The organism is Gemmatimonas sp., from assembly GCF_046594945.1.
Classification (GTDB): Bacteria; Gemmatimonadota; Gemmatimonadetes; order Gemmatimonadales; family Gemmatimonadaceae; genus Gemmatimonas.
The window spans coordinates 28,341-48,618 of record NZ_JBKJRB010000042.1 but is presented as its reverse complement, the minus strand read 5'-3'; the positions used below and the strand labels follow the sequence as shown (position 1 = coordinate 48,618).

General features: G+C 64.9%; 17 protein-coding genes and 1 tRNA gene. 11 read left to right on the top strand and 7 right to left on the bottom strand.

What is annotated here, in order from left to right; all coding sequences use genetic code 11:
• Positions 1–8 precede the first annotated feature (8 nt).
• Genes ACLL97_RS05210 through ACLL97_RS05195 form a run of 4 tightly spaced genes read right to left on the bottom strand, consistent with a single transcriptional unit; the run spans position 9 to position 3,745 of the window.
• A complete protein-coding gene (locus ACLL97_RS05210; protein ID WP_411279420.1) occupies positions 9–704 on the bottom strand; it encodes a thioredoxin family protein in 696 nt (231 codons plus the stop codon).
• Positions 704–892 carry a hypothetical protein gene (locus tag ACLL97_RS05205; RefSeq protein ID WP_411279419.1) on the bottom strand — a complete coding sequence of 63 codons (189 nt, stop codon included), beginning with the start codon at positions 890–892 and terminating at the stop codon, positions 704–706. Before ACLL97_RS05205 ends, ACLL97_RS05210 begins: the two co-directional genes overlap by 1 nt.
• The gene (locus ACLL97_RS05200; protein WP_411279418.1) at positions 885–1,676 is read right to left on the bottom strand and encodes a Stp1/IreP family PP2C-type Ser/Thr phosphatase; all 792 of its coding nucleotides are present in this window, start codon (positions 1,674–1,676) and stop codon (positions 885–887) included. The genes ACLL97_RS05205 and ACLL97_RS05200 overlap by 8 nt, the downstream gene beginning before the upstream one ends.
• Positions 1,677–1,735: 59 nt before the next feature.
• Positions 1,736–3,745 carry an ABC transporter ATP-binding protein gene (locus ACLL97_RS05195; protein ID WP_411279417.1) on the bottom strand — a complete coding sequence of 670 codons (2,010 nt, stop codon included), beginning with the start codon at positions 3,743–3,745 and terminating at the stop codon, positions 1,736–1,738.
• A 42-nt stretch (positions 3,746–3,787) separates the two neighbouring features.
• Between ACLL97_RS05195 and uvrA the strand changes: the two genes are divergently transcribed.
• From uvrA to ACLL97_RS05160, 7 genes are all read left to right on the top strand, one after another.
• Positions 3,788–6,625 (top strand): excinuclease ABC subunit UvrA, encoded by a 2,838-nt coding sequence (uvrA, locus tag ACLL97_RS05190; RefSeq protein ID WP_411279416.1) that lies wholly within the window; start codon positions 3,788–3,790, stop codon positions 6,623–6,625.
• Positions 6,626–6,709: 84 nt separating this feature from the next.
• Positions 6,710–6,783, top strand: a tRNA-Asn gene (locus tag ACLL97_RS05185).
• Positions 6,784–7,037: 254 nt separating this feature from the next.
• Positions 7,038–7,547, top strand: a complete 510-nt coding sequence (locus ACLL97_RS05180) for a Tfp pilus assembly protein FimT/FimU (RefSeq protein ID WP_411279415.1) — start codon at positions 7,038–7,040, stop codon at positions 7,545–7,547.
• Positions 7,544–7,942: a hypothetical protein gene (locus tag ACLL97_RS05175; RefSeq protein ID WP_411279414.1), complete on the top strand. Its 399-nt coding sequence runs from the start codon at positions 7,544–7,546 to the stop codon at positions 7,940–7,942. Before ACLL97_RS05180 ends, ACLL97_RS05175 begins: the two co-directional genes overlap by 4 nt.
• Positions 7,930–8,847 carry a type II secretion system protein J gene (locus ACLL97_RS05170; protein WP_411279413.1) on the top strand — a complete coding sequence of 306 codons (918 nt, stop codon included), beginning with the start codon at positions 7,930–7,932 and terminating at the stop codon, positions 8,845–8,847. Before ACLL97_RS05175 ends, ACLL97_RS05170 begins: the two co-directional genes overlap by 13 nt.
• Positions 8,844–10,031 carry a hypothetical protein gene (locus ACLL97_RS05165; protein ID WP_411279412.1) on the top strand — a complete coding sequence of 396 codons (1,188 nt, stop codon included), beginning with the start codon at positions 8,844–8,846 and terminating at the stop codon, positions 10,029–10,031. Before ACLL97_RS05170 ends, ACLL97_RS05165 begins: the two co-directional genes overlap by 4 nt.
• A 92-nt stretch (positions 10,032–10,123) precedes the next feature.
• Positions 10,124–10,972, top strand: a complete 849-nt coding sequence (locus ACLL97_RS05160; RefSeq protein ID WP_411279411.1) for an alpha/beta fold hydrolase — start codon at positions 10,124–10,126, stop codon at positions 10,970–10,972.
• Here the strand turns inward: ACLL97_RS05160 and ACLL97_RS05155 are convergent.
• Positions 10,969–11,847, bottom strand: a complete 879-nt coding sequence (locus ACLL97_RS05155; protein WP_411279410.1) for an MOSC domain-containing protein — start codon at positions 11,845–11,847, stop codon at positions 10,969–10,971. The two genes, ACLL97_RS05160 and ACLL97_RS05155, sit on opposite strands and share 4 nt — an antisense overlap.
• Entirely contained in the window at positions 11,844–13,256 is a 1,413-nt protein-coding gene (locus ACLL97_RS05150) for an APC family permease (protein ID WP_411279409.1), read from the bottom strand. Before ACLL97_RS05150 ends, ACLL97_RS05155 begins: the two co-directional genes overlap by 4 nt.
• A gap of 40 nt (positions 13,257–13,296) precedes the next feature.
• On the opposite strand from ACLL97_RS05150, the gene ACLL97_RS05145 reads away from it, so the two are divergent.
• From ACLL97_RS05145 to ACLL97_RS05130, 4 genes are read left to right on the top strand one after another with little or no spacing between them, the layout of a single operon-like run.
• On the top strand, positions 13,297–14,679 hold the full coding sequence (locus tag ACLL97_RS05145) for a M16 family metallopeptidase (RefSeq protein ID WP_411279408.1): 1,383 nt from the start codon (positions 13,297–13,299) through the stop codon (positions 14,677–14,679).
• Entirely contained in the window at positions 14,679–16,136 is a 1,458-nt protein-coding gene (locus ACLL97_RS05140) for a M16 family metallopeptidase (protein WP_411279407.1), read from the top strand. Before ACLL97_RS05145 ends, ACLL97_RS05140 begins: the two co-directional genes overlap by 1 nt.
• Before the next feature lie 11 nt (positions 16,137–16,147).
• A complete protein-coding gene (locus ACLL97_RS05135) occupies positions 16,148–17,053 on the top strand; it encodes a sulfurtransferase (protein ID WP_411279406.1) in 906 nt (301 codons plus the stop codon).
• A 23-nt stretch (positions 17,054–17,076) separates the two neighbouring features.
• Positions 17,077–17,484 (top strand): hypothetical protein, encoded by a 408-nt coding sequence (locus ACLL97_RS05130; RefSeq protein WP_411279405.1) that lies wholly within the window; start codon positions 17,077–17,079, stop codon positions 17,482–17,484.
• Here ACLL97_RS05130 and ACLL97_RS05125 read toward each other — a convergent pair.
• A complete protein-coding gene (locus ACLL97_RS05125; RefSeq protein ID WP_411279404.1) occupies positions 17,422–20,022 on the bottom strand; it encodes a protein kinase domain-containing protein in 2,601 nt (866 codons plus the stop codon). The two genes, ACLL97_RS05130 and ACLL97_RS05125, sit on opposite strands and share 63 nt — an antisense overlap.
• Positions 20,023–20,278: the final 256 nt, after the last annotated feature.

Genomic DNA, 20,278 nt, shown 5'->3' with positions numbered 1-20,278 from the left:
GGAAGCGCTTACGGCCGGGTACCGCTCGCACAACGGGGTGATCCGGCCTTCGCGGCCTCCAGCAGCTCCACCGCTTCGGTGGTGATGGCCACGCCGCGGTTGGCGGCGTAGAAGGTGCGAATGCCGGCGTGTAGCGAATCGCTGCTGACCGTACTGCGCACGCCATGCGCCCAATCGCGGATGTCGCGTGGCAACTCCACAATGCACCCCACGTCGTTGCCCTTGTCATCGAGGAGCACGAAGGTCGGCGTGGCCGTGCGGCCGTCGAGTGAGCGATGCGAATCCTGCACCGCCCGGCCGTTCAGCGGCAGTACGATGCGGAGATCGAGCCCCGGTACCAGTTCCGACAATTTGGCGAGATACGGGACGTTGTTCATGGAGTCGCCGCAGGCATCAATGGCGACCACCAACAAATGCCAGGTACCACCCACGGCCTTGGCGCGAGCCACCAGCGCGTCGTTTACCCGCGCACCATCGGCGATGCTGATCCAGCCCTCACGTCGCGCCTTGGCGGCCGCCAGGAAGTCCGGGAAGCTCTGACCGCTGGCGAACAGCGCCAACAAGGTGCTGTCCTGCCCGATCACGCAGTCCGGCGTACTGGCGACCGCTGCCTTCATCGCCGCCCGCGCGGGCGTGGCAGCGAAGGCCACCAAGGCCGCCGAGAGGCCGGCGACGAGGCCGGCGCGAAGACGCATATGGGACATCAGGGTCGGTCCGGTGAGCGGGGCTTCGTTCGCCCGTGCGCGTCGGCCAGCTTGCGGCCGATGCCACGGTAAAAGGCTGCATCGAGCGGCTTCTCGTCGGACTCAAGCGACAGCGCGCACCGCTCGATCGCGTAGAGGAGATTGCCGAGGTAGAGCTCGGCAATCTCCCCGACCGACTCCTCAGGCATGCGAAACGGCAGCCTGCTCGCCCGTCGTGCCTGTGCTGCCGGTGCCATGCACCTGGAGGACCTGGACGACGACGGCCGTGATGTTATCGAGTCCACCGCGGCGATTCGCCTCGGTGATCATCGCGTCGACCATGCGGCCCGGAGACTGGCGCGACTCGAGAATCTTCTTGAGCTGCGGATCCTCGACCATGCCGGTCAAGCCGTCAGAGGCGACCAGATACAGATCGCCATTCTGGATTTCGCCGTTGAGCACGTCGGCTTCGACGGCGGCGTTGGCGCCCACGCAACGGGTAATCACGTTGCTGTAGGGGTGGTAACGCGCTTGCTCGGGGGTGAGGAAGCCGGCGTCGACCTGCTCCTGAACATAGGAGTGGTCCTTGGTGAGCTGGCGAAGGGCGCCATCCCGCAGGAGGTAGATGCGTGAATCACCGATGTGGCCGATGATCCAACGTCCCTGCCCGATCATGATGCAGGAGGCGGTCGTGCCCATGCCCTGCTTGTCGGCTTCCTGGATCGTGCGCTCATAGATCGCCCGATTAGCGGCCTTGAGCGCTTCAGCCATACGAGAGAGCGGCGGGTTGCCGGTCAGGTCGCGGACGTCAGTGAGGTCGCGCGCAACGATCTGCACGGCCATCTCACTGGCCACTTCGCCTGCGGCGTGACCGCCCATGCCATCCGCAACGATAAAGAGCCCTCGCTCCTGATCGGCGTCCGCATAAAGGCTGTCTTCGTTGCCTGCCCGAATGCGCCCGACATCTGTGCCGGCGGCGACGGATAGCTGCACGTGGATAGGAAGGGGTCTGACCGAGAATGACGAATGGGACGTGAAGCGGAGAAGCGAAGCTACCCGAGAGTTGCGTCGGTTGGCAAGCGCGACGCCGAGCTCGCCGACAGATCGGCGTCCGCGTCGGGGGGTTCGCCCGCGGCCGACGCCGCCCGGCTTTCCCCCGATCCGGCGCGTTCAGGCTCGCCGACCTGCAGGCGGAAAAGCCGATCGTACAGCCCCTGGCGGGCTCGCAGCTCCCGATGGCCGCCCCGTTCGACGACCTCGCCGTGGTGCAGTACGAGGATCTCGTTGGCATCGACGATCGTGCTGAGACGATGGGCAATGGCGATCGTGGTCCGGCCGCGCATGAGCTCCGACACGCCCCGCTGGATCTCGGCCTCGATATGCGAGTCGACGGCGCTGGTGGCTTCGTCGAGGATCAACAACGCGGGATCGGCGGCCACGGCACGCGCGAACGCCAGCAGCTGTCGCTCGCCCACGCTGACGCCCCCCCCACGTTCTGACAGTTCGTGGTGCCAGCCGCCGGGCAATCGCTCGATGACCCGGTCGGCGCCGACCCGCGCCGCGGCGGCAGCGAGGGTCTCGTCATCGACGGCGGCATCGAGGCGCAGATTGCCGGCCACGTCGCCCGCAAAGAGAAAAATGTCCTGCTGCACGTATCCGATGACCGAGCGGAGCACGTCCACAGGCAGGTCGCGGATGTCGACGCCGTTCACCAGAATGCGGCCACGCTGCGGTTCATAAAAGCGAAGCAGCAGGTTCACGATGGTCGTCTTGCCGGCGCCCGTGTGGCCCACCAGCGCGATTTCCTGACCCGGCGCGACTTGGAAGCTCACACCCTTGAGCACCCAGCGGACGCCGCCGGGCGGGTCCCCGGACGCCGCCCGGTCGAGCTTATCAGCGGCCCGTTGAAAGGCCGGGGCGTGATCCTCGGACACTCCTTGCTCCCGATCGTACGCAAACCAGACGTCCTCGAACACAACGGTCACGCCAGTCGACCGAAGGGCACGGACGCGGGCATCCCGATCGGACGTGGCGACAGCGCCGGCGGCGACCGGCGTGTCGAGCAGGCCGAAGATACGTTCCGACGCGGCCATGGCCGCCTGCAGAATGTTGTACTTCTCCGAAAGATCCTGTAGCGGCTGGAAGAAGCGTCGCACGAGTTGCAGAAAGGCGGCCACCGTCCCCACCGTGATGGCGTCGCTGCCCACCCGGAAGCCGGCAGTGACCAGCAGGCTGGCCAACGCGAAGGTGGTGAGGAACTCGATCACCGGGAAATACAGTGCGTAGACCGTGATCGACTTCAGATGGGCGTCGAGGTGCGACTGGTTAAGCGTGTCGAATCGACCGACCTCGTGCGCCTCCCGACCGAACAGCTGCACGATGCGCATGCCACCGATCCGCTCCCCGATGAAGGCGTTCAGGCGCGCCAGGCGTGTGCGGATGTCGCGGTACGCGGTCCGCACCGAATTCTGAAACAGCCGCGAGGCGATCAGCACCAAGGGAATGACCACGAAGGCGGCCATCGCCAGCTGCCAGTCCACGGAGAGCATCACCACGCCGATCGCGAGCAGCGTGAACAGGTCGCCCACCCCGGCCACGACGCCGGAGGTAAAGAGCTCGTTGAGCGCCTCGACGTCGCTGGTCACGCGTGTAACCAAGCGGCCCACCGGATTGCGATCGAAGTACGCCACCGGGAGGCGCTGCAGCCGTTCGAACAGCTCGCGTCGGAGGTCGCGCATTACGCGCTGCCCCAACAGCGACGTAAACAGGGTCTCACCGAAAGCCGCACCGAATTGCGCCACGAGCAGTGCGGCGTACATGAGTGCGACCTGAACCACGAGTCCGGTGTCGCGAGCCGGGAGGGCGCGGTCAATGACCCAGCGGGTGAGCAGCGGTCCGGCGAGCTGCATTCCGGACTGGACAACGATGCACGCCAAGGCCACGACGACCAGCGCGCGATACGGGCGCACGTACGCCAGTAGTCGCCGCATCAGGCGCGCATCGTAGGCTTTGCCGAGGGCGTCGCCGTCGGTGGATCTCGTCGTGTTCGTTGAAGCCGCCATGAGATGCGGAATCTAGCGGGCCGCTCAGATAGTTTTCACTACATGAAGGATCGCATTCGTATCCGTGGCGCCCGTCAGCACAACCTCAAGGGCTTCGACCTCGACATCCCACGCCGGGCCATTACGGTCGTGACCGGAGTGTCGGGTTCGGGCAAATCGTCGCTCGCCTTCGACACGATTTACGCCGAGGGCCAGCGGCGCTACGTGGAATCGCTATCGGCCTACGCGCGGCAATTTCTGGAGCGGATGGAGAAACCGGCGGTCGATTCGATCGAGGGGCTTTCCCCTGCCGTCGCGATCGAGCAGAGGAATTCCACGCGGACGTCGCGGTCCACCGTGGGCACCGCCACCGAGATCTACGACTACCTGCGCTTGCTCTGGGCACGTGTGGGGCGGACGTTCTGTCGCGTGTGCGGCCGCGAGCTGCGTCCTGACACCGTGCAGTCGGTGACCGATGCGGTAATGTCGCTCCCCGAGGGTACGCGCTTCATGGTGGCCTGTCCGTTGATCCGCTCCAACGAAGTCACGCACGCCGTCATCGCGGAAAACCTGCGGGCTCGCGGACTCGTGCGCGTCGCACTCGGAGAGCGCATTGTGCATCTCGACGATGTCGACGCGGAAGGCATCGACCTTGCGGCGGCCGGCGACGTCCAGATCGTGATCGACCGACTGCGGGTGGAGGCATCGGCCCGCGGTCGCATTGCCGACGCCGTGCAGACGTCGTTCACTGAAGGCGACGGGGATACGGTGCTGCTCTTCCCAGATCCGGTGCTGCCTCCCGAGTCACTACGGGCGAGCACGGGCAACAAACCGGTGTCGCGCTTGGCCTTCACGGAGCGGTTCGAGTGTCCCAACGACGGCACCCGCGCGCCGACGCCATCGCCACAGCTGTTCTCGTTCAACAATCCGCGCGGCGCCTGCCCCACCTGCAACGGATTCGGCGCCACGCTCGACTACGACGAGGCGTTGATCGTCCCGAACCACGATCGCTCGGTGCGTGACGGCGCGATCGATCCGTGGACGGCACCACGCTACGAAAAGCAGCGGCGCACCGTTGTAGAGTTCGCGCGGTCGCTCGGCGTGTCACCGGATGCCGCGTGGAAGACGCTGCCCGCGAAGACGCGTGAACAGCTGCTGCGCTCGAAGTCACGTACGTACACCGGCATGTTCCCGTTTCTCGAAGCGCTCGAAGAGAAGCGTTACAAGCAGTACATCCGCATATTTCTTCGCAAGTATCAGAGTGCGCGCGCCTGTCGCGACTGCGGCGGCGCCAAGTTGCAGCCCGATGCCATGGCGGTGCGCATTCAGGATCGTACGATTGCCGACGTCACGCAGATGCCGGTGCGCGATCTGCGCACGTGGCTGGATACGCTCGCACTCTCGCCAAGCGAAACGCACATCGCCGAGGCGGTCCTTCGCGAGGCGCGCAGCCGAACGCGCTTTCTGGCCGATGTCGGACTGACGTATCTCACGCTCGATCGCGCCACGCGCACGCTGTCGGGAGGAGAAGCGCAGCGTATCACGCTATCGAATGCGCTGGGCGCGGCGTTGGTGGATGCCACGTATGTGTTGGACGAACCCAGCATCGGGTTGCACCCGCGTGACCTCGACAAGCTGCTGGCGCTCCTGGTACGCCTGCGCGATCACGGCAACACGGTGATCATGGTGGAACACGATCTCGAGGCGATGCGGATCGCCGACTACATGGTGGAGCTGGGCCCGCACGCTGGTGAACGTGGTGGCGAGGTGGTGTTCGCCGGACCGATCGCCGACATCGCGAACAGTCCGCTCACCGGCCAGTACCTCACGGGGGCACGCACCATTCCGTTGCCGACCAAGCGACGGGCGGTCGGGCCGCGCTGGCTCGACCTGAAGGGGGCCAGCGCGAACAATGTGAACATGGTGGACGTGCGATTTCCAATCGGTGCCATGACCGTGGTAACCGGCGTGTCAGGGTCCGGGAAGAGCACGCTGGTGCACGACATTCTGTTCCACGCTGTCGAGGCACGGCTACACGGCGAGCATTCGGCCAAGGAACATCTGGGAGAAACCGTGGGCACGTTCACGTCGCTCTCGGGCGAAGAGTTTCTCGACGACGTGGTGCTCGTGGATCAGAGCCCGATCGGCAAGTCGCCGCGCTCGAACCCGGTGACTTATGTGAAAGCCTACGACGAAGTGCGAAAGCTGTTCGCCGAGATGCCACTGTCGAAGACGCGTGGCTATGGGCCGGGACACTTCTCGTTCAATGTCGCCGGCGGTCGCTGCGATCAGTGCGAAGGCGCGGGGGCGATCGAAGTTGAGATGGTCTTCATGGCCGACGTGTTCGTACCCTGTGACGCCTGCGGCGGGAAGCGCTTCAAGCCGGACGTGCTGGAGGTGCGGGTGCGCGGTCGCAATATCGCCGACGTTCTCGAGCTCACGGTAGACGAAGCCATCAAGTTTTTCCCGCGCGAAGACAAGCTGGCCCAGGCACTCTGGCACGTGCAGCAGGTCGGGTTGGGATACCTGCGCTTGGGGCAGCCGGCGACCACGTTATCCGGCGGCGAGGCGCAGCGCTTGAAGATTGCCCGCGAACTGGCGTTGACGGCCCGCGGCGGTGCCCGGAAGCTGTACGTGCTCGATGAGCCGACCACCGGCCTGCACCTCGAGGATATCCGGAAACTCGCGCAGGTGTTCGAGCGGCTACTGGACCAGGGTCACACTTTGCTGCTGATCGAACACAACCTGGAGGTGATCAAGCTCGCCGACTGGATCGTGGATATGGGCCCTGACGGCGGCGACGGCGGCGGCCACCTGGTCGCGATGGGCCGGCCGGAGGAGATCGTGAAGCAGGCGGCGTCGCACACCGGGCGATGGCTCAAGACGGTGCTGCCCGCTTGACTCAGTCGGGTGGGATGACGATACTATTGGGCTCTTGCATCGCCGTTCGCGGTTGTGTGAGACGGCGGCGACGGCCGTCGATATTCCCGGGTAGCTCAGCCAGGTAGAGCAGGTGACTGTTAATCACCCTGTCGGGGGTTCGAGTCCCTCCCCGGGAGCTGAATTCGAGTAGTGAAACGAGAAAGGCTACCGCCCACAGCGGTGGCCTTTTTTGTGTTAAAAGCGATTGGTTTAATGTGGTTTCCTTCACGTTGGCCCGAAAGTGACGCGCCGTGTGAGGGCGAGTGCCCAGACAGGAATGTTCTGTGACGCCGGCTACCGTGACGTTGTCTATGTCGCATCAGATCAGGGGGTTGCCCGCAATCGGCGGCTGACCCCTGATGAGACATCGCCCTTCGTCCTCCGTGCCGTCATGACCCTTCGCGCAATGCTCCGCCAACGGCTGCCACGCCATCGGCTGGGCTTCACCATGATCGAGGTCCTGCTGGTGGTGGGAGTGGCCGCCATCATGTTCGCGATGGTTGTCCCCCGCATGACGACGCTCACAACCTCGTCCTCGTTGCGCGCCGCCCGCCAGCAGCTATCGGCGGCCTTTGCCGCGGCCCGCGCCGCCGCTCTGCAAAAGGGCAAGACCTCCACGCTCACGATTAGCGGCTCCTCGGCCCGCGTCACCGTGCTCAGCGGACTCAATGGCACCGTGGTGAGTGTCTTCGGGCCGATCAAGCTCGATACCGAGTTCGGCGTCACGCTGACGGCGCTCTCCAGCTCCCCCGTCACGCTCAACTTCGATGCGCGCGGCCAGCTCACGCCAACACCCGCGGCAGCGCTCGTCTACAAGTACAAGCTCAGCATCGCGTCCGCTTCGGACACGCTGTGCATCAGTCCGGCCGGCATCATCATGCCCAAGGGGTGTCAGCTATGAAGCAGCAATCCATGAATAACCGCACCGACGCCGCCAACGGGCTGCGCCGACGTGATGGTATCTCACTCGTCGAGATTCTAGTCGCCGTGGTCATGCTGACCGTCGCCGTGGGCGGCCTGCTCGGCAGCTCGGCGGCGGTGGCCAACCAGATGGGCGGCGGCGTGCGACAGACCGTCGCGGCCGGTGTCGCCCAAGCACGTCTCGACTCGCTCACCAGCCTCTCCTGCGCCCAGCTCGCGGCCGGCGCCGCGACCGGAAACAGCACCACGCGCGGCGTGAGGGAATCGTGGACGGTTACCGACGGCCGCAACATCAAGACGATCGCCGTGCTGATCAACATTCCCCGCCGCACCAAGACGCTCGTTTACTCGATGGTGATTCCATGCCGCGATTGACCCCCGTGCGCCGCCGAGGCTTCACCATTATCGAGATGCTCGTCACGATGACCATTCTCTCGGTGATCGGCATTATCGTGTCACGCCTCATGCTGGGGCAACAGCGCTTCTACCAGCGTACGAACGAGCAGATGGGCATGCGTCGCGAGCTCCGATCGGCGATGAGTCTGGTGCCGGCCGACCTGCGCTCGATCTCCTCATCGGGCGGCGACCTCACCAACTTCGATGCGTCATCACTCACGTTCCGCGCGGTGCTCGGCGCGTCGATCGCGTGCGCCCGTCCAAGCAACACGACGCTCGACCTGCCGCCGCTGAACATGGCGCGCAATACGGTCACCAGTTGGTACGCGACGCCGCAGGCCGGCGACACGGTGTGGGCCTTCAACGACAGCTTGTCGCGCGGTGCGGAAGACGACGTGTGGGTGCCGCTGCGCATCACCGGCGTGTCGCAAAGCGTAGGTCTCTGCCCGCTCTCGCCGTTCACCGATGCGGTCCTCGATCTCGCGAAACCGCGTTTCCGCGTCACGCTGTCGTCGAGCCTTCCCGATTCGATCAAGGTGGGCTCGGCGTTGCGCTTCACACGCAGTGCGCGCTATCAGCTCACGGCCCAGAGCAGCGGACGCTACTACCTCACGCGATCCGAATACCTGGGAGGCGCCTGGCAGGGGAACACGCCGGTGAGCGGTCCGTATGAGGCGCCGAGCGGCCCGAACGGAGGCATCCGCTTCACGTATTTCGACAGTCTCGGTCTCGCCGTCACCAACCCCGCGCTGGGACGCAACGTGGCCCGTATTGATATGATCCTGCGCGCCAAAGGAGCAAACAGTTCCGGTGGCGTGGGCAGCAGTAGCACCCGCAACACTGATTCACTCGCCTTTCGCATCGCCCTGAGGAACCGTCAATGACCAATTCTGCAAGTTCGCACGAGGAGCAGGCGACCGAGACGATGCGCCCATCGCGGGCCCGTCGCGGGACGGCGTTGCTGATTACGCTGGTGGTGGTAGTGGTGCTGGCCATTCTCTCGACCGGGGCCGTGTTGGGCGCGATGCAGGACTTTCGTGCCGGACGCAACACGCTGGTCGAGCAGCGCGCCTTTGCGGTGGCCGAGTTCGGGTTGAATCAGGAGATCTCCCGGTGGGATCGCGCGCGGAATCTGCCGGCGCCGAAGGGCATGGCCATCGGCGCGATCGATTCGACCAATGTGTTCGTGGCGCAGGGCGATACCGCCCGCGTGCGGGTGCAGCGATTGACGGAGACCACCTTCTGGGTCGTCTCGGTGGGGCGTGCCAACATCGGCAACGGGGCCCTGGAGTCGCAGCGCCAGACGCACATGGTGGTGCGTATCGCCTATCCCACGATCAATCCGGGTGGCGCGATTGTGACCGCAGGCAACATCAGCGTAAAGGGTTCGGCGCAGATCACCGGCATGAACACCAACCCGGCGGGCTGGACGCAGTGCGCCAACATTGCGGGACGCGACACGTTTGCCATCAACTACGCGACGGGAAAGACGGCCACGATTCAGAAGCCCGAGATGGTCATCGGCGGCATCAATCAGAGCGCTGCGGCGGCCGACTCGAATACATACGTCCGCTACGGCACGGAGAGCTGGAACACGCTCGTGGCCAACGCCGACATCACGCTCCCGGCCGGCAATCTTGGACCTGAGCCGGTCGGCACAGCAACGACATGCGACATCTCGAGCACGTCGAACTGGGGTGAGCCGCTCCGCAGCGGCACCGGCTACGTGGGCGGCTGCACGGACTACTTCCCGATCATCTACGTAAGTGGATCGCTTCAGCTCACCAAGGGTCGCGGTCAGGGAATTCTGCTGGTAAATGGCGACATTCGACTGGCCGGCAATTTCCAGTGGTTCGGACTCATCATTGCCCGTGATGACATCACCAAGGGCAACGGGACGTTCGACATGTGGGGGAGCATCATGTCGCGAAATGCCGACGTAACCGACGACAACTCGATCGTAGGTAACTCGTCGTTCAACTGGTCGAAATGTGCCGTCGAGTCCGCCCTGCGCGGCTCGGCGATTTTGACGCGAACGAAGGAACGCAGCTGGGTGCAGTTGTATTGAGGTGATTGCAGGGCCCTCAGGAGGGGGAGCAGAACGCGACGGGCGGTCGCCGAGAGGTGGCCGCCCGTCGCGCCTGTCAGCGATATTTCCTCATGGCCAATGACATCCCCGCCAGCATCCGCATCATTCGCGGGGCAAACCGCACCCTCGGTCGTGTCGCGCCGTCGCTCGCGTCACGACTCAGCCGCCGGATTTTCTCAACGCCGCGCAAGTTCACGCCGCGGGAGTGGGAGCTGTCATTCGAAGCGATGGCCACACGCCAGCGGTTGGCGAGCGGCCTGTCCGTGCTCTGCGCGGGAGACGGCCCACTGGTGGCCCTCATACACGGCTGGGAAGGACGAGCGACGCAATTTGCCACCCTTGCCCCTGCCCTACTCGCTCGCGGCTTCAGTGTGGTTGCCATCGATGCGCCGGGGCACGGCCATTCGCGTGGGAAGCAATCCGATCCCTACCGCTTCGCCGAAGCGTTGATCGAAACCAGCACACAAGTTGGTCCGCTCTACGCGGCGGTTGGGCACTCCATGGGTGGCGGGAGTATCGCGCTGGCCCTGTCGTCGGGACTTCCCCTCGGGCGTGCGGCCCTCATTGCCAGCCCATCGTCGTTGCACGACGTGTTGCACCGATTCTCGGCCGCGATGCACCTGCCGCCCAAGGCGGCCGATCATTTCGTCCGCGACGCGCGACGTCGTATCGAAGCGCGCGGCTATCGTACCGACGACCTCGAGGGCGCGCTGCGCTCGGTGCAGGTCCCGGCGCTGGTGGTCCATGCGCTCGACGACCAAGAAGTGCCCTTTGCCGATGCGGAGCGGATCGCGGGCTTCTGGCCGGGCGCCGTACTGCTGCCGGTGGAGGACGTCGGCCATCGACGGATCTTGCGCGACCCGGTCACGATTACGGCCATCGCCGATTTTCTCTCGGCCGGTCACGAGACAGGGCGCTAGCGAAAGCTGACGACCTGTACCTCGTCACCCACGCGTATTACACCCACGTCCCGATGCGTGGTGTTCATGCCGAAGATCACGCCGCCATCCGCGCGTCGGTACTGCGCGAACGTGCGCAGTGGCTCGTGTCCACGTTCGGCGGAGTCAGGATCGACGGTGGTCAGCACGCACCGTGTGCACGCCGAGCCCACGCTGAATGCCACGCGGCCGATCCGGATATCGCGCCACGTGTCCTCATCGTGCGCGGACGAACTGGTCACCAGCACGTTCGCGCGAAACCGCCGCGGGTCCATCACCTCGGCGTGGCCGCTATCCAGCAGGCGAGCATTGAGCGCGTCGATGCTCGCCATGCCGAGTAGCAGAAGAGGGGCGCCGTCGGACATCGCGACATAGCGCGATCGTGGATCGATTGAGCCGGCGAAGCGCGAGGCAAGCGGTCGGCGGTCCGCGTCGGCGAGGCGCAGAAGACGGCAGGCGCGTCCGACAGCGGCGGTACACCATGCTGCGGCGATATCACCCGCGTCGTGCGCGACCACCGCATCGTCCCATACGCGTACGAGGTGCGTCGGCGCGGCACGATCGACTGCCTCGATCGGCACATCCAGTGGTGAGCGTCCGGGGGCCGTAAGCCGAATACCGCCGTTCCGATCATCCGACAGGAACGACGGGCGAAGCAACACGAGGCGGTGCGTTTCGCGCGCGGTGATCATCTCGCCGTGCGCATCGGCGAGCACCCATCGACGGTCGCCCACGGCACCGCGCTCGTCGAGCGTAATCTCCGATACGCCAATGCCGGCCGCGGACTTGAGCGGATGCACGTACAAGGCGGCGACGCACGCGGTACCTGTTGCGGCCACGGTCATGGTCTTGATCAATTCGTACTCGGTGGTGGCGACGATCGACGGCGGGCGTTCCAGTACAGATACACCGGCACCCCGAGCGCGATCAGCCCTGCTCCGCGTGCGGCATTGCCCGGGTTCGAGATAATCGACCCAATCACGACGTAGATGGCCGCCGCCATGAAGATCAGCGTCGTAAACGGATGGCCCGGTGTCTTCACCATCGACGGCGCATCGCTCTGCGATACACGTTGCACATCGCGCCGTCGCAGCACGAACAACGTGGCGGCCGTGGAGCCAAAAAATATCCAGTCGGCGAACACGACGTAATCGAGTAACTGGCCGTAGGTACCCGTGAGCAGCAGCACGAGCGCGACAGCACCTTGCGCCACCAGTGCCACCACCGGCGTTCGCGTTCTTGGATGCAGTGCGGCCATGCTCTGGAAGAACAACCCATCGGCGGCCATGGCCTGATACACGCGCGCGGACATGAGAATCACCATGCCGAGAAAGCCGACGGTGGACGCCACGATGCCGCAGGTGATCAGCGTCCGACCGGCGGGGCCCAAAAACACGAACATCGTGTCGGCGGCTGGCGCGCTGCTGGCGGCGAGTCCCTCCACACCGAGGGCGCGCAGGTAGGCGAGGTTTACCAGTAGATAGGTCGCCGCCACGAGCAGCACACCGAATATGAGCGCCCGCGGCAGCGTGCGGGCAGGATCACGTAACTCTTCGGCTACCGCGTTGGTCTGTTGCCATCCGCCGAACGAGAAGAGCACGGGCACCAACGCCGCGCCCATGGCGACGACCGTGGCCGCCATTCCCTGCGGCGGGACCAGTGGTGCCGCGGCAACCGCCGGCACGGGCAACGCGTTCGCCGGCGACATGACGAGGGCCGCCACCACCAGAATCGTGATGGCTGAAAGCTTGAGCACCGTCAGCACGTTGCCAGTGGTCGCACCGATGTTGACACCAAGCACGTTCAGCAGCGTCAGGATCACAATGAGCGCGACGGCAAGGGCCCGCGCGCTCTCTGGCGCCCATCCGAGCAGGGTGGCGAGATAACTGGCGCCGGTCATGGCCACGGCGGCGATGGCCCCGGTTGCCATGATCAGGAACAGCGCCCAGCCGTAGAGGAAGGCGGGCAACGTGCCGAATGCCTCGCGCAGATACACGTAGGTGCCCCCCGCCTGCGGACGCCGGGCGCCCAGCTCGGCGTATACGAAGCCACCGATGATCGCCACGACGGCACCGATACTCCAGGCAGCGAGGGTAAGCGGCGCGGTCCCGACCCGCTGTGCGACCACCGATGGGGACAGGAAGATGCCCGAGCCGATGATGCCGCCAACGACCAACATGGTGCCGGAGAAGAGGCCGAGGCGGGCCGCGTAACCGACCGGCTGAGGCGCATGGATATCCATGGCGCCAAAGTGGCCTGTGTACATTTCCAGCGCTACCTGTGACCTCTCTTCGACTTTCCGAACCATGACTCTGCGGTATCGCGTCGGTTCCCTCTCGGCAGCCTGTCTGCTGGCACTCGGGACTTCCGTTGGCCTTGCTTCCGGACAAAAGGCGCCGACGATTCCCTACGAGAAGTTCACACTCCCTAACGGTCTCGAGGTGATCCTGCACGTGGATCGTTCGGTACCGATCGTTGCCGTGGAGAACTTCTACAAGGTCGGCTCGGGCGACGAGAAGCGTGGCCGCACTGGCTTCGCGCACCTGTTCGAACACGTGATGTTCATGGGGTCGCAGAGCGTCCCCGTGGGGAAGTTCGACCAATGGCTCGAAGCGGCCGGCGCCAACAATAACGGCTCCACCAACTTCGACCGTACCAACTACTACGAAACCGGCCCCTCGAACGCCCTGCCGCTCATGCTCTGGCTCGACGCCGATCGCATGGGTTGGCTGCTGCCAACGATGGACAAGGAAAAGCTCGACCTGCAGCGCGACGTGGTGAAGAACGAGCGCCGGCAGAGCTACGACAACGTCCCGTACGGTCGCGCCTACGAGACGATTCTGCCGGTACTGTTCCCGTCGAATCACCCCTATTCGTGGCCGGTGATCGGGTCGCTGGCTGACCTGAGCGCGGCGTCGGTACCCGACGTGAGCGACTTCTTCCGTCAGTACTACGCGCCGAACAACGCCACCATCACCATTGCCGGCGACTTCAATGCCGACTCGGCGAAGATGTGGGTGCGCAAGTACTTCGGCAACATCCCGCGCAACGCCGAGATCGCACGTCCCACCGTGCCCGCGGTGGCGCTTACGAAAGACACCGTGCTCCTGATGGAAGACCGCGTGCAGCTACCGCGCACGTACTACGTGTGGCACAGCGTAGCGACCTTCAGCCCCGACGACGCGGCACTCGATGCGCTCACGGACATCATTGCCGGCGGCAAGAGTTCGCGTCTGTATCGCACGCTCGTGTACGAGAAGCAGATCGCCCAGGATGTGAGCATGGGCAACAGCTCGAGCAAGCTCGATGGCATGCTCATGCTCACCGCGACGGCCAAACCGGGCGTCCATCCGCGCCAGCTGAACGCCGAGATCGCCAAGGTGATCGCCGATGTGGCCGACCGTGGCGTGACCGAACGCGAGTTGACGCGCGTGAAAAACGGAATGCGCGCCAGCACGATTGATCGCCTGTCGAGTGTACTCGGCAAGGCCACACAACTGAGTTACTACAATTATTTCACGGGCACGCCCGACTACATGGCGAAGGATCTCGAACGGTACGAATCGCTCACACTCGCCGACATTCAGCGGGTGGCGAAGCGGTACCTGGCAGGCCAGCCCAAGATCGTGCTGACCGTTGTGCCGGAAGGCAAGACGGACCTCGCGTTGACCGCAGGAGACATCCGCTGATGCGCCACACACTAATGGTACTCGCGTCGCTGGCCTCCGCGCCAACGCTCCTTCGTGCGCAAGCCGCGGGGGCGCAACCGGCGTCCAACACGCCGCCTGCGCTGACCGCGCCGAAGCCCCTTATACTGCCCAAGATCACCGAGCGCGTGCTGCCCAACGGGCTCAAGCTCGTGATCGTGGAGCAGCACGAACTTCCGCTCGTGGACGCGTCGCTGGTGATTCGAACTGGCGCGGAAGCAGATCCCGCGGGGAAGGCTGGACTGGCGACGATTACAGCTAACCTGCTCGATGAAGGCGCCGGCACTCGTGATGCGCTCGGTCTCGCTGAGCAGATCGGATTCTTGGCGATCGGCCTGCGCACGGGCGCCGGATTCGAGCAGAGTACGATCGCGACGCACTCCACGAAGGCTACGCTTGATGGCGCCATGGGGCTGATGGCCGACGTTGTGCTCCGGCCTACGTTCGCCGAGAAGGAGTTCCTGCGTCTCAAAAGTGAGCGCACCACCGGACTGCTGCAGGAGCAGGATCGTGGACCCGCGATGGCCGACCGCGCGTTTGCGGCGCTGGTATACGGCGAAGCGCATCCGTACGGCCGGAGCCCCATCGGCACGAAAGAAAGCACGGCGAGCCTCACGCGCACCGACGTGCTGGCATTCTGGAACACATGGTATCGCCCCAATAATGCAACGCTGGTGATCGTCGGAGATCTCTCGGTGGCCGACGCGGAAGCACTAGCCCGCCGCGCCTTCGGTGCGTGGACGCGGGGGGCCTTGCCGGCGCTCGCCGCCAAGCCCGCGCCGGCGAGCGCCGGCGGCAAGGCCACCACGATCTACATCGTGGACAAGCCCAACGCCGCGCAGTCCAGCTTCCGTCTGGGGGGACTCGGTGTGGCGCGCAGCACACCGGATTACTACCCGCTCATGGTTGTGAATACGGCGCTGGGCGGGTCGTTCACCTCGCGTCTCAACAACACACTGCGCGAGAAGAAGGGCTACACCTACGGTGCCGGCTCAAGCTTTACCATGCGGAAAGACGCTGGTCCGTTCCGCGCCAATGCCGAAGTGGTTTCGGCCAAGTCGGACTCGGCGCTCATCGAGTTCGTGCGCGAGCTGAAGGCGATTCGTGAGCCTTTGCCCGCCGATGAATTGGCCAAGGCGAAGCGCTATCTGCAGCTCGGATACGCCGAGAACTTCGAGTCCACCGGCGACATCGCGGCGCAGCTGTCGCAGCTGATTCCCTACGGCCTCCCGCTCACCACACTCGGCGCGTTCAACGCCGGCATCGGCGCGGTCACCGTGCAATCCGCGCAGCGCGCGGCCAACAAGTATCTCGATCCGTCGAAGCTCACGATTGTAATTGCTGGCGACCGCGCCACAATCGAACCCGCGCTCAAGGCCACCGGCATCGCGCCGGTTGAAGTGCGCGACTCACGTGGCCGTCCGGTAATCACTCCATGATACACCGTCTCATGACCTCCACGCTCTTGGCCGCGAGTGTACTCGCGGCCGGTGCCTGCCATCGTGCGCCACCACGCGCCATGCCGGCGCCGAATGCGGCGAACATGCTCGTGACCACGGCCTGGTTGGCCGCGCACCAGAACGATCGCGATCTCGTCGTGCTGCATGTAGGCAGCAGGGCGCAGTACGATAGCGGGCATATCGCCGGCAGCCGGCACACAGCGCTCGACGAAGTCTCCCTCCCCATGGTACCGGGCGGGTTGAGCTTGCAGATGGCCGGCGTGGAGCAGCTTACCGCGTGGGCCGTGCGCAACGGGATCGGTAACCGTACGCGCGTGATCGTGGTACCGCACGATGGGGCGCTGCAATCGGCCACGCGCGTGTTCATCACGCTGGCATATCTCGGAGCGATGGAGAGGATTTCGCTATTGAACGGCAGTTACCAGGCGTGGAAGAGCGAGTCGCGCGCGGTGAGCAAAAGTGCGCCGACGGCGGCTCCGGTGGTGATATTCACGCCGAAGCTGCGCCTGGACATCATCGCCACCATCGCCCAGGTGGAGGCGGCCACGACGGACAGCACACGACACATTGTGGATGCGCGACTGACGCGTTTCTACAATGGCGATGGCGGCGGCTATCCGCGCCCTGGACACATTCCGACGGCGGTGAATGTCCCGCTATCGAGCGTGAGTAGCAACGGGTACCTCAAACCGATCAGCGAACTCAAGACGTTGTTCGCCGACGCCGGGGTGGACCAGAGTAGACCCGTCATCACGTACTGTCACATCGGGCAGCAGGCAACGCTGCTGTGGTTTGTCGCGACGATGCTGGGGCACGACGCGCGCATGTTCGACGGCTCGTTCCAGGAGTGGAGCGGCACGGCGCGCCTGCCCGTGGTCGGTCCGCCGTCCAAGTAGATCATGCGCCTGATGGATGTGCGGTGAGCTTCGCGCGGGTGAATTTGCCGGCGCTGGTGGCGCTGTGGGCGCGCCAGGTGGATGATCTGGCGCGCGAGATCGACCGGATTGATCCCGACGGAGCTGACATGCGGGAGCGCGTGGCCGTGCGGCACGAGATCGCCCAGCGGTTACGCATCCGACCGGCGAGCGCGGAAACACGGGACTTGCTACATGAATTCGATGATGCGTTCCGCGCGGTGACCGCCGAATCGCTGACGTGCGCGTACGGAGATGATCGCGCGGCCGCGGAAGGATGGACGAGGCAGCGTGAGTGGTATTTCTGGCGACGGGTGAGCGCACGCCGCATACGACAAGACGCCCCGCGATCAGTTGGAGAGCACCATCCGCACGAACTCGGCGAACCGTGCATCGGTTCGCAGGCGCCGTAGCTGGGGATCGACTCGCAGGAAGACCATCGAGTGCGAGCGCTGCTGCCTCGCTTTCTCCAGCCACGAGAACGCGTCGGATGGGCGTCCGAGAGCCGCGTACACTTTGGCCACTTCGAAGGACGGCACATACGTACCTGACGCCTCCCGCGACAGCAGAATGTTCACGCATCGCTCAGCCTCGTCACGCTGGCCCGCAGTAGCCAGCGTGTAGGCTAGGGTTGCAACGCTGAGACTACTGCTGTCGGCCAGGGTCACTAGGCGCCGGTGGACTGCGACCGCTTGTGGGAGCGAATCCATCTCGATCAGCGTTTGACCCGCCCACTGTAGGGCGATCTGATACTCGGGGCTGAGGACCAGCGTCTGCTGAAGTCGGTCGAGCGCGCGGCCATACTCGCCGGCATAGTAGAGGGCCCACCCGTGCGCCGCCTTGGCTATCAGGGACAATGGATCGAGCTGTTCCGCCCGACGCATCTGCAGCACGGCTTCGGAGTACCGCCCGCTGGCCACCAGCAGATTACCGTACCATTGGTGCCCGGTGACATACTTGTCGTCGAGTTCGATCGCGCGCTTGAACTCCTGCTCACCACGAGCGAAGTCCCAGCGAAAGTAGAACGCGGCGTACGCCAGTGTGGCGTGCGGGGCCGCCAGCGTCGGGTTCAGGGCGACCGCCCGTCGTGCCGCGGCTTCCGCCTTTGGAAAGGCCTCCGTCGGCCGGAGATAGTCATAGAACCCGAGCACGGCATACGCATCCGCCATTCCGGAGAAAGTCGGGGCGTACGTGGAATCTGCCTGAGCGGCTTGCTCGAAGAATTGCAATGCCGTCTTCATGCCCTCTTCGGTCCGCGCCCCCCATGCCATGCGACCTTTCAAATACCACTCGTACGCGTCGCCGGCCGGCCTCCTGGCGGTCGCGCCGTTTTCACCACTGACAAGCCGCATCTGCAGCGTGCGCGCCACCTCGTGGGCAATCTGCTGTTGAATCAGAAACGCGTCGCCGGCCGCCCGATCGTACTGCTGCGACCAAATCCGAATTCCGTCGGCCACGTTGACGAGCGTGGCCGTCACGCGCAACTGATCCCCCGAGCGTCGAAGGCTTCCCTCGACCACCTGGGACACGCCAAGCTTTCGACCGATCGTACGGACATCGTCGGTATTGCGCTTGAGCGCAAACACGGACGTGCTCGATGCGACATCGAGCCCGTCAACATGCGACAGCGTGGAGATGAGTTCCTCCGTAATGCCGTCCGCGAAATACTCCTGATCGCGCGTGTCGCTCCGGTCGGCGAACGGGAGCACGGCGATGGATGGACGCACCGTTGCCATCTCGGCACTGGCGACCGGGCGAATGACCATCCTCCACACAGTGGCCGCGCTCATTGCAACGACCATCGCGACGAGCGCCAATCGTCTCCAGCGCCCTGCCTTTCGGCCTGAGCCGGTGGTCGCCGACGGTACCGAAGGCTCGGTGCCGCCGGCACTCCGCACCGACGCCAACCCCAGCCCCGTGATGGCCGTCTCGAACGCCGACGCCGACTGATAGCGTGCTCCCGCCTGACGGGCCAGCGCCATCGTGACCACCGCGTCGAGTTCCGGCGTCACCTCGGGACGTGCGCTCCGCGCTGTCACCGGCAGCGGCTGTCGAAGCGGACCGGTCATCGCAGCCGCCACCCCATTCGCATACGGGCGCTGGCCGGTAAGCATTTCATACAGCATCACGCCAACCGACCAGAGATCGGTCCGATGGTCCAGCGGACTCCCCAATGCCTGCTCGGGGCTCATGTAGGCTAGGGTCCCGATCGGGCCGGCCGCCGTACCGGTGAGCGTCACGTCGGCCAGCTTGGCAATGCCAAAGTCGAGCAACTTGACCACGCCATCCGCCGTGAAAAGCACGTTTGACGGCTTGATATCGCGATGAATAATCCCGCGGGCGTGGGCTTTGGCAAGCGCGCGCAGGACGTACACCGTGATCGAGAGTGCCAGTTCGATCGGCAGCGGACCGCGCGCGATGCGCTGCTGCACGGTGTCCCCGTCGTACAGTGGCATAACGAGGTACAGCAGCCCGTCGTCGGTCTCCCCGATCTCATGCACGGTACAGATGTTCGGATGCTCCAACGCGGCGACCGTGCGCGCTTCTTGGCGGAAACGCTCGGCCGCCACCGCATCGGCACCAAACTGCGCCTGCAGGAACTTGAGCGCCACGGTACGTTCGAGGCCGATATCGTAGGCTTCGTGCACCACACCCATGCCGCCACCTCCAACTCGCCCTCGCACCTCGTACCGTCCAATGGTGCGCCCCTCGAGCACCGGCCCACCGGCGCGCCAATCGGCGACGATCGGTGCCAAGCCGGCCGCCAGTCGATCGAAGAGCCCCGACCGTTCATGTGCATCCAGCAGCGAATGAATTTCTTCCGCGAGCGACTGATCACCGTCGCACGCCATCGCAACGAACGACGCGCGCGCCTCTGGATCTCGATTCAAGGCGGCGGAAAAGATCGCCTCAATGCGACGCCAACGCTCGGGCGAATCGGGCAAACTCATGCGGTGATTCTATGTTGCATGCGGATGCACCGCTACTCGGTGCGGGGTCCCGCTGTGGCCTCTACCTCAAGTCCGCTGGCCTCAGCGCAGTGGTCCCCGCGAACTCGGTACACAGTGCTCGCGCGATAGCGTGCAGGTGCGCTGACCGATTTTCCACGACCCCTGCTGCGCCGGAGCCGACGTCGCTTCGTCAGTATGGAATCTTCCTCCCGTAGCGTCAGCGTCGCGGGAGCGTGGCCGGAACGACATTGTCGGC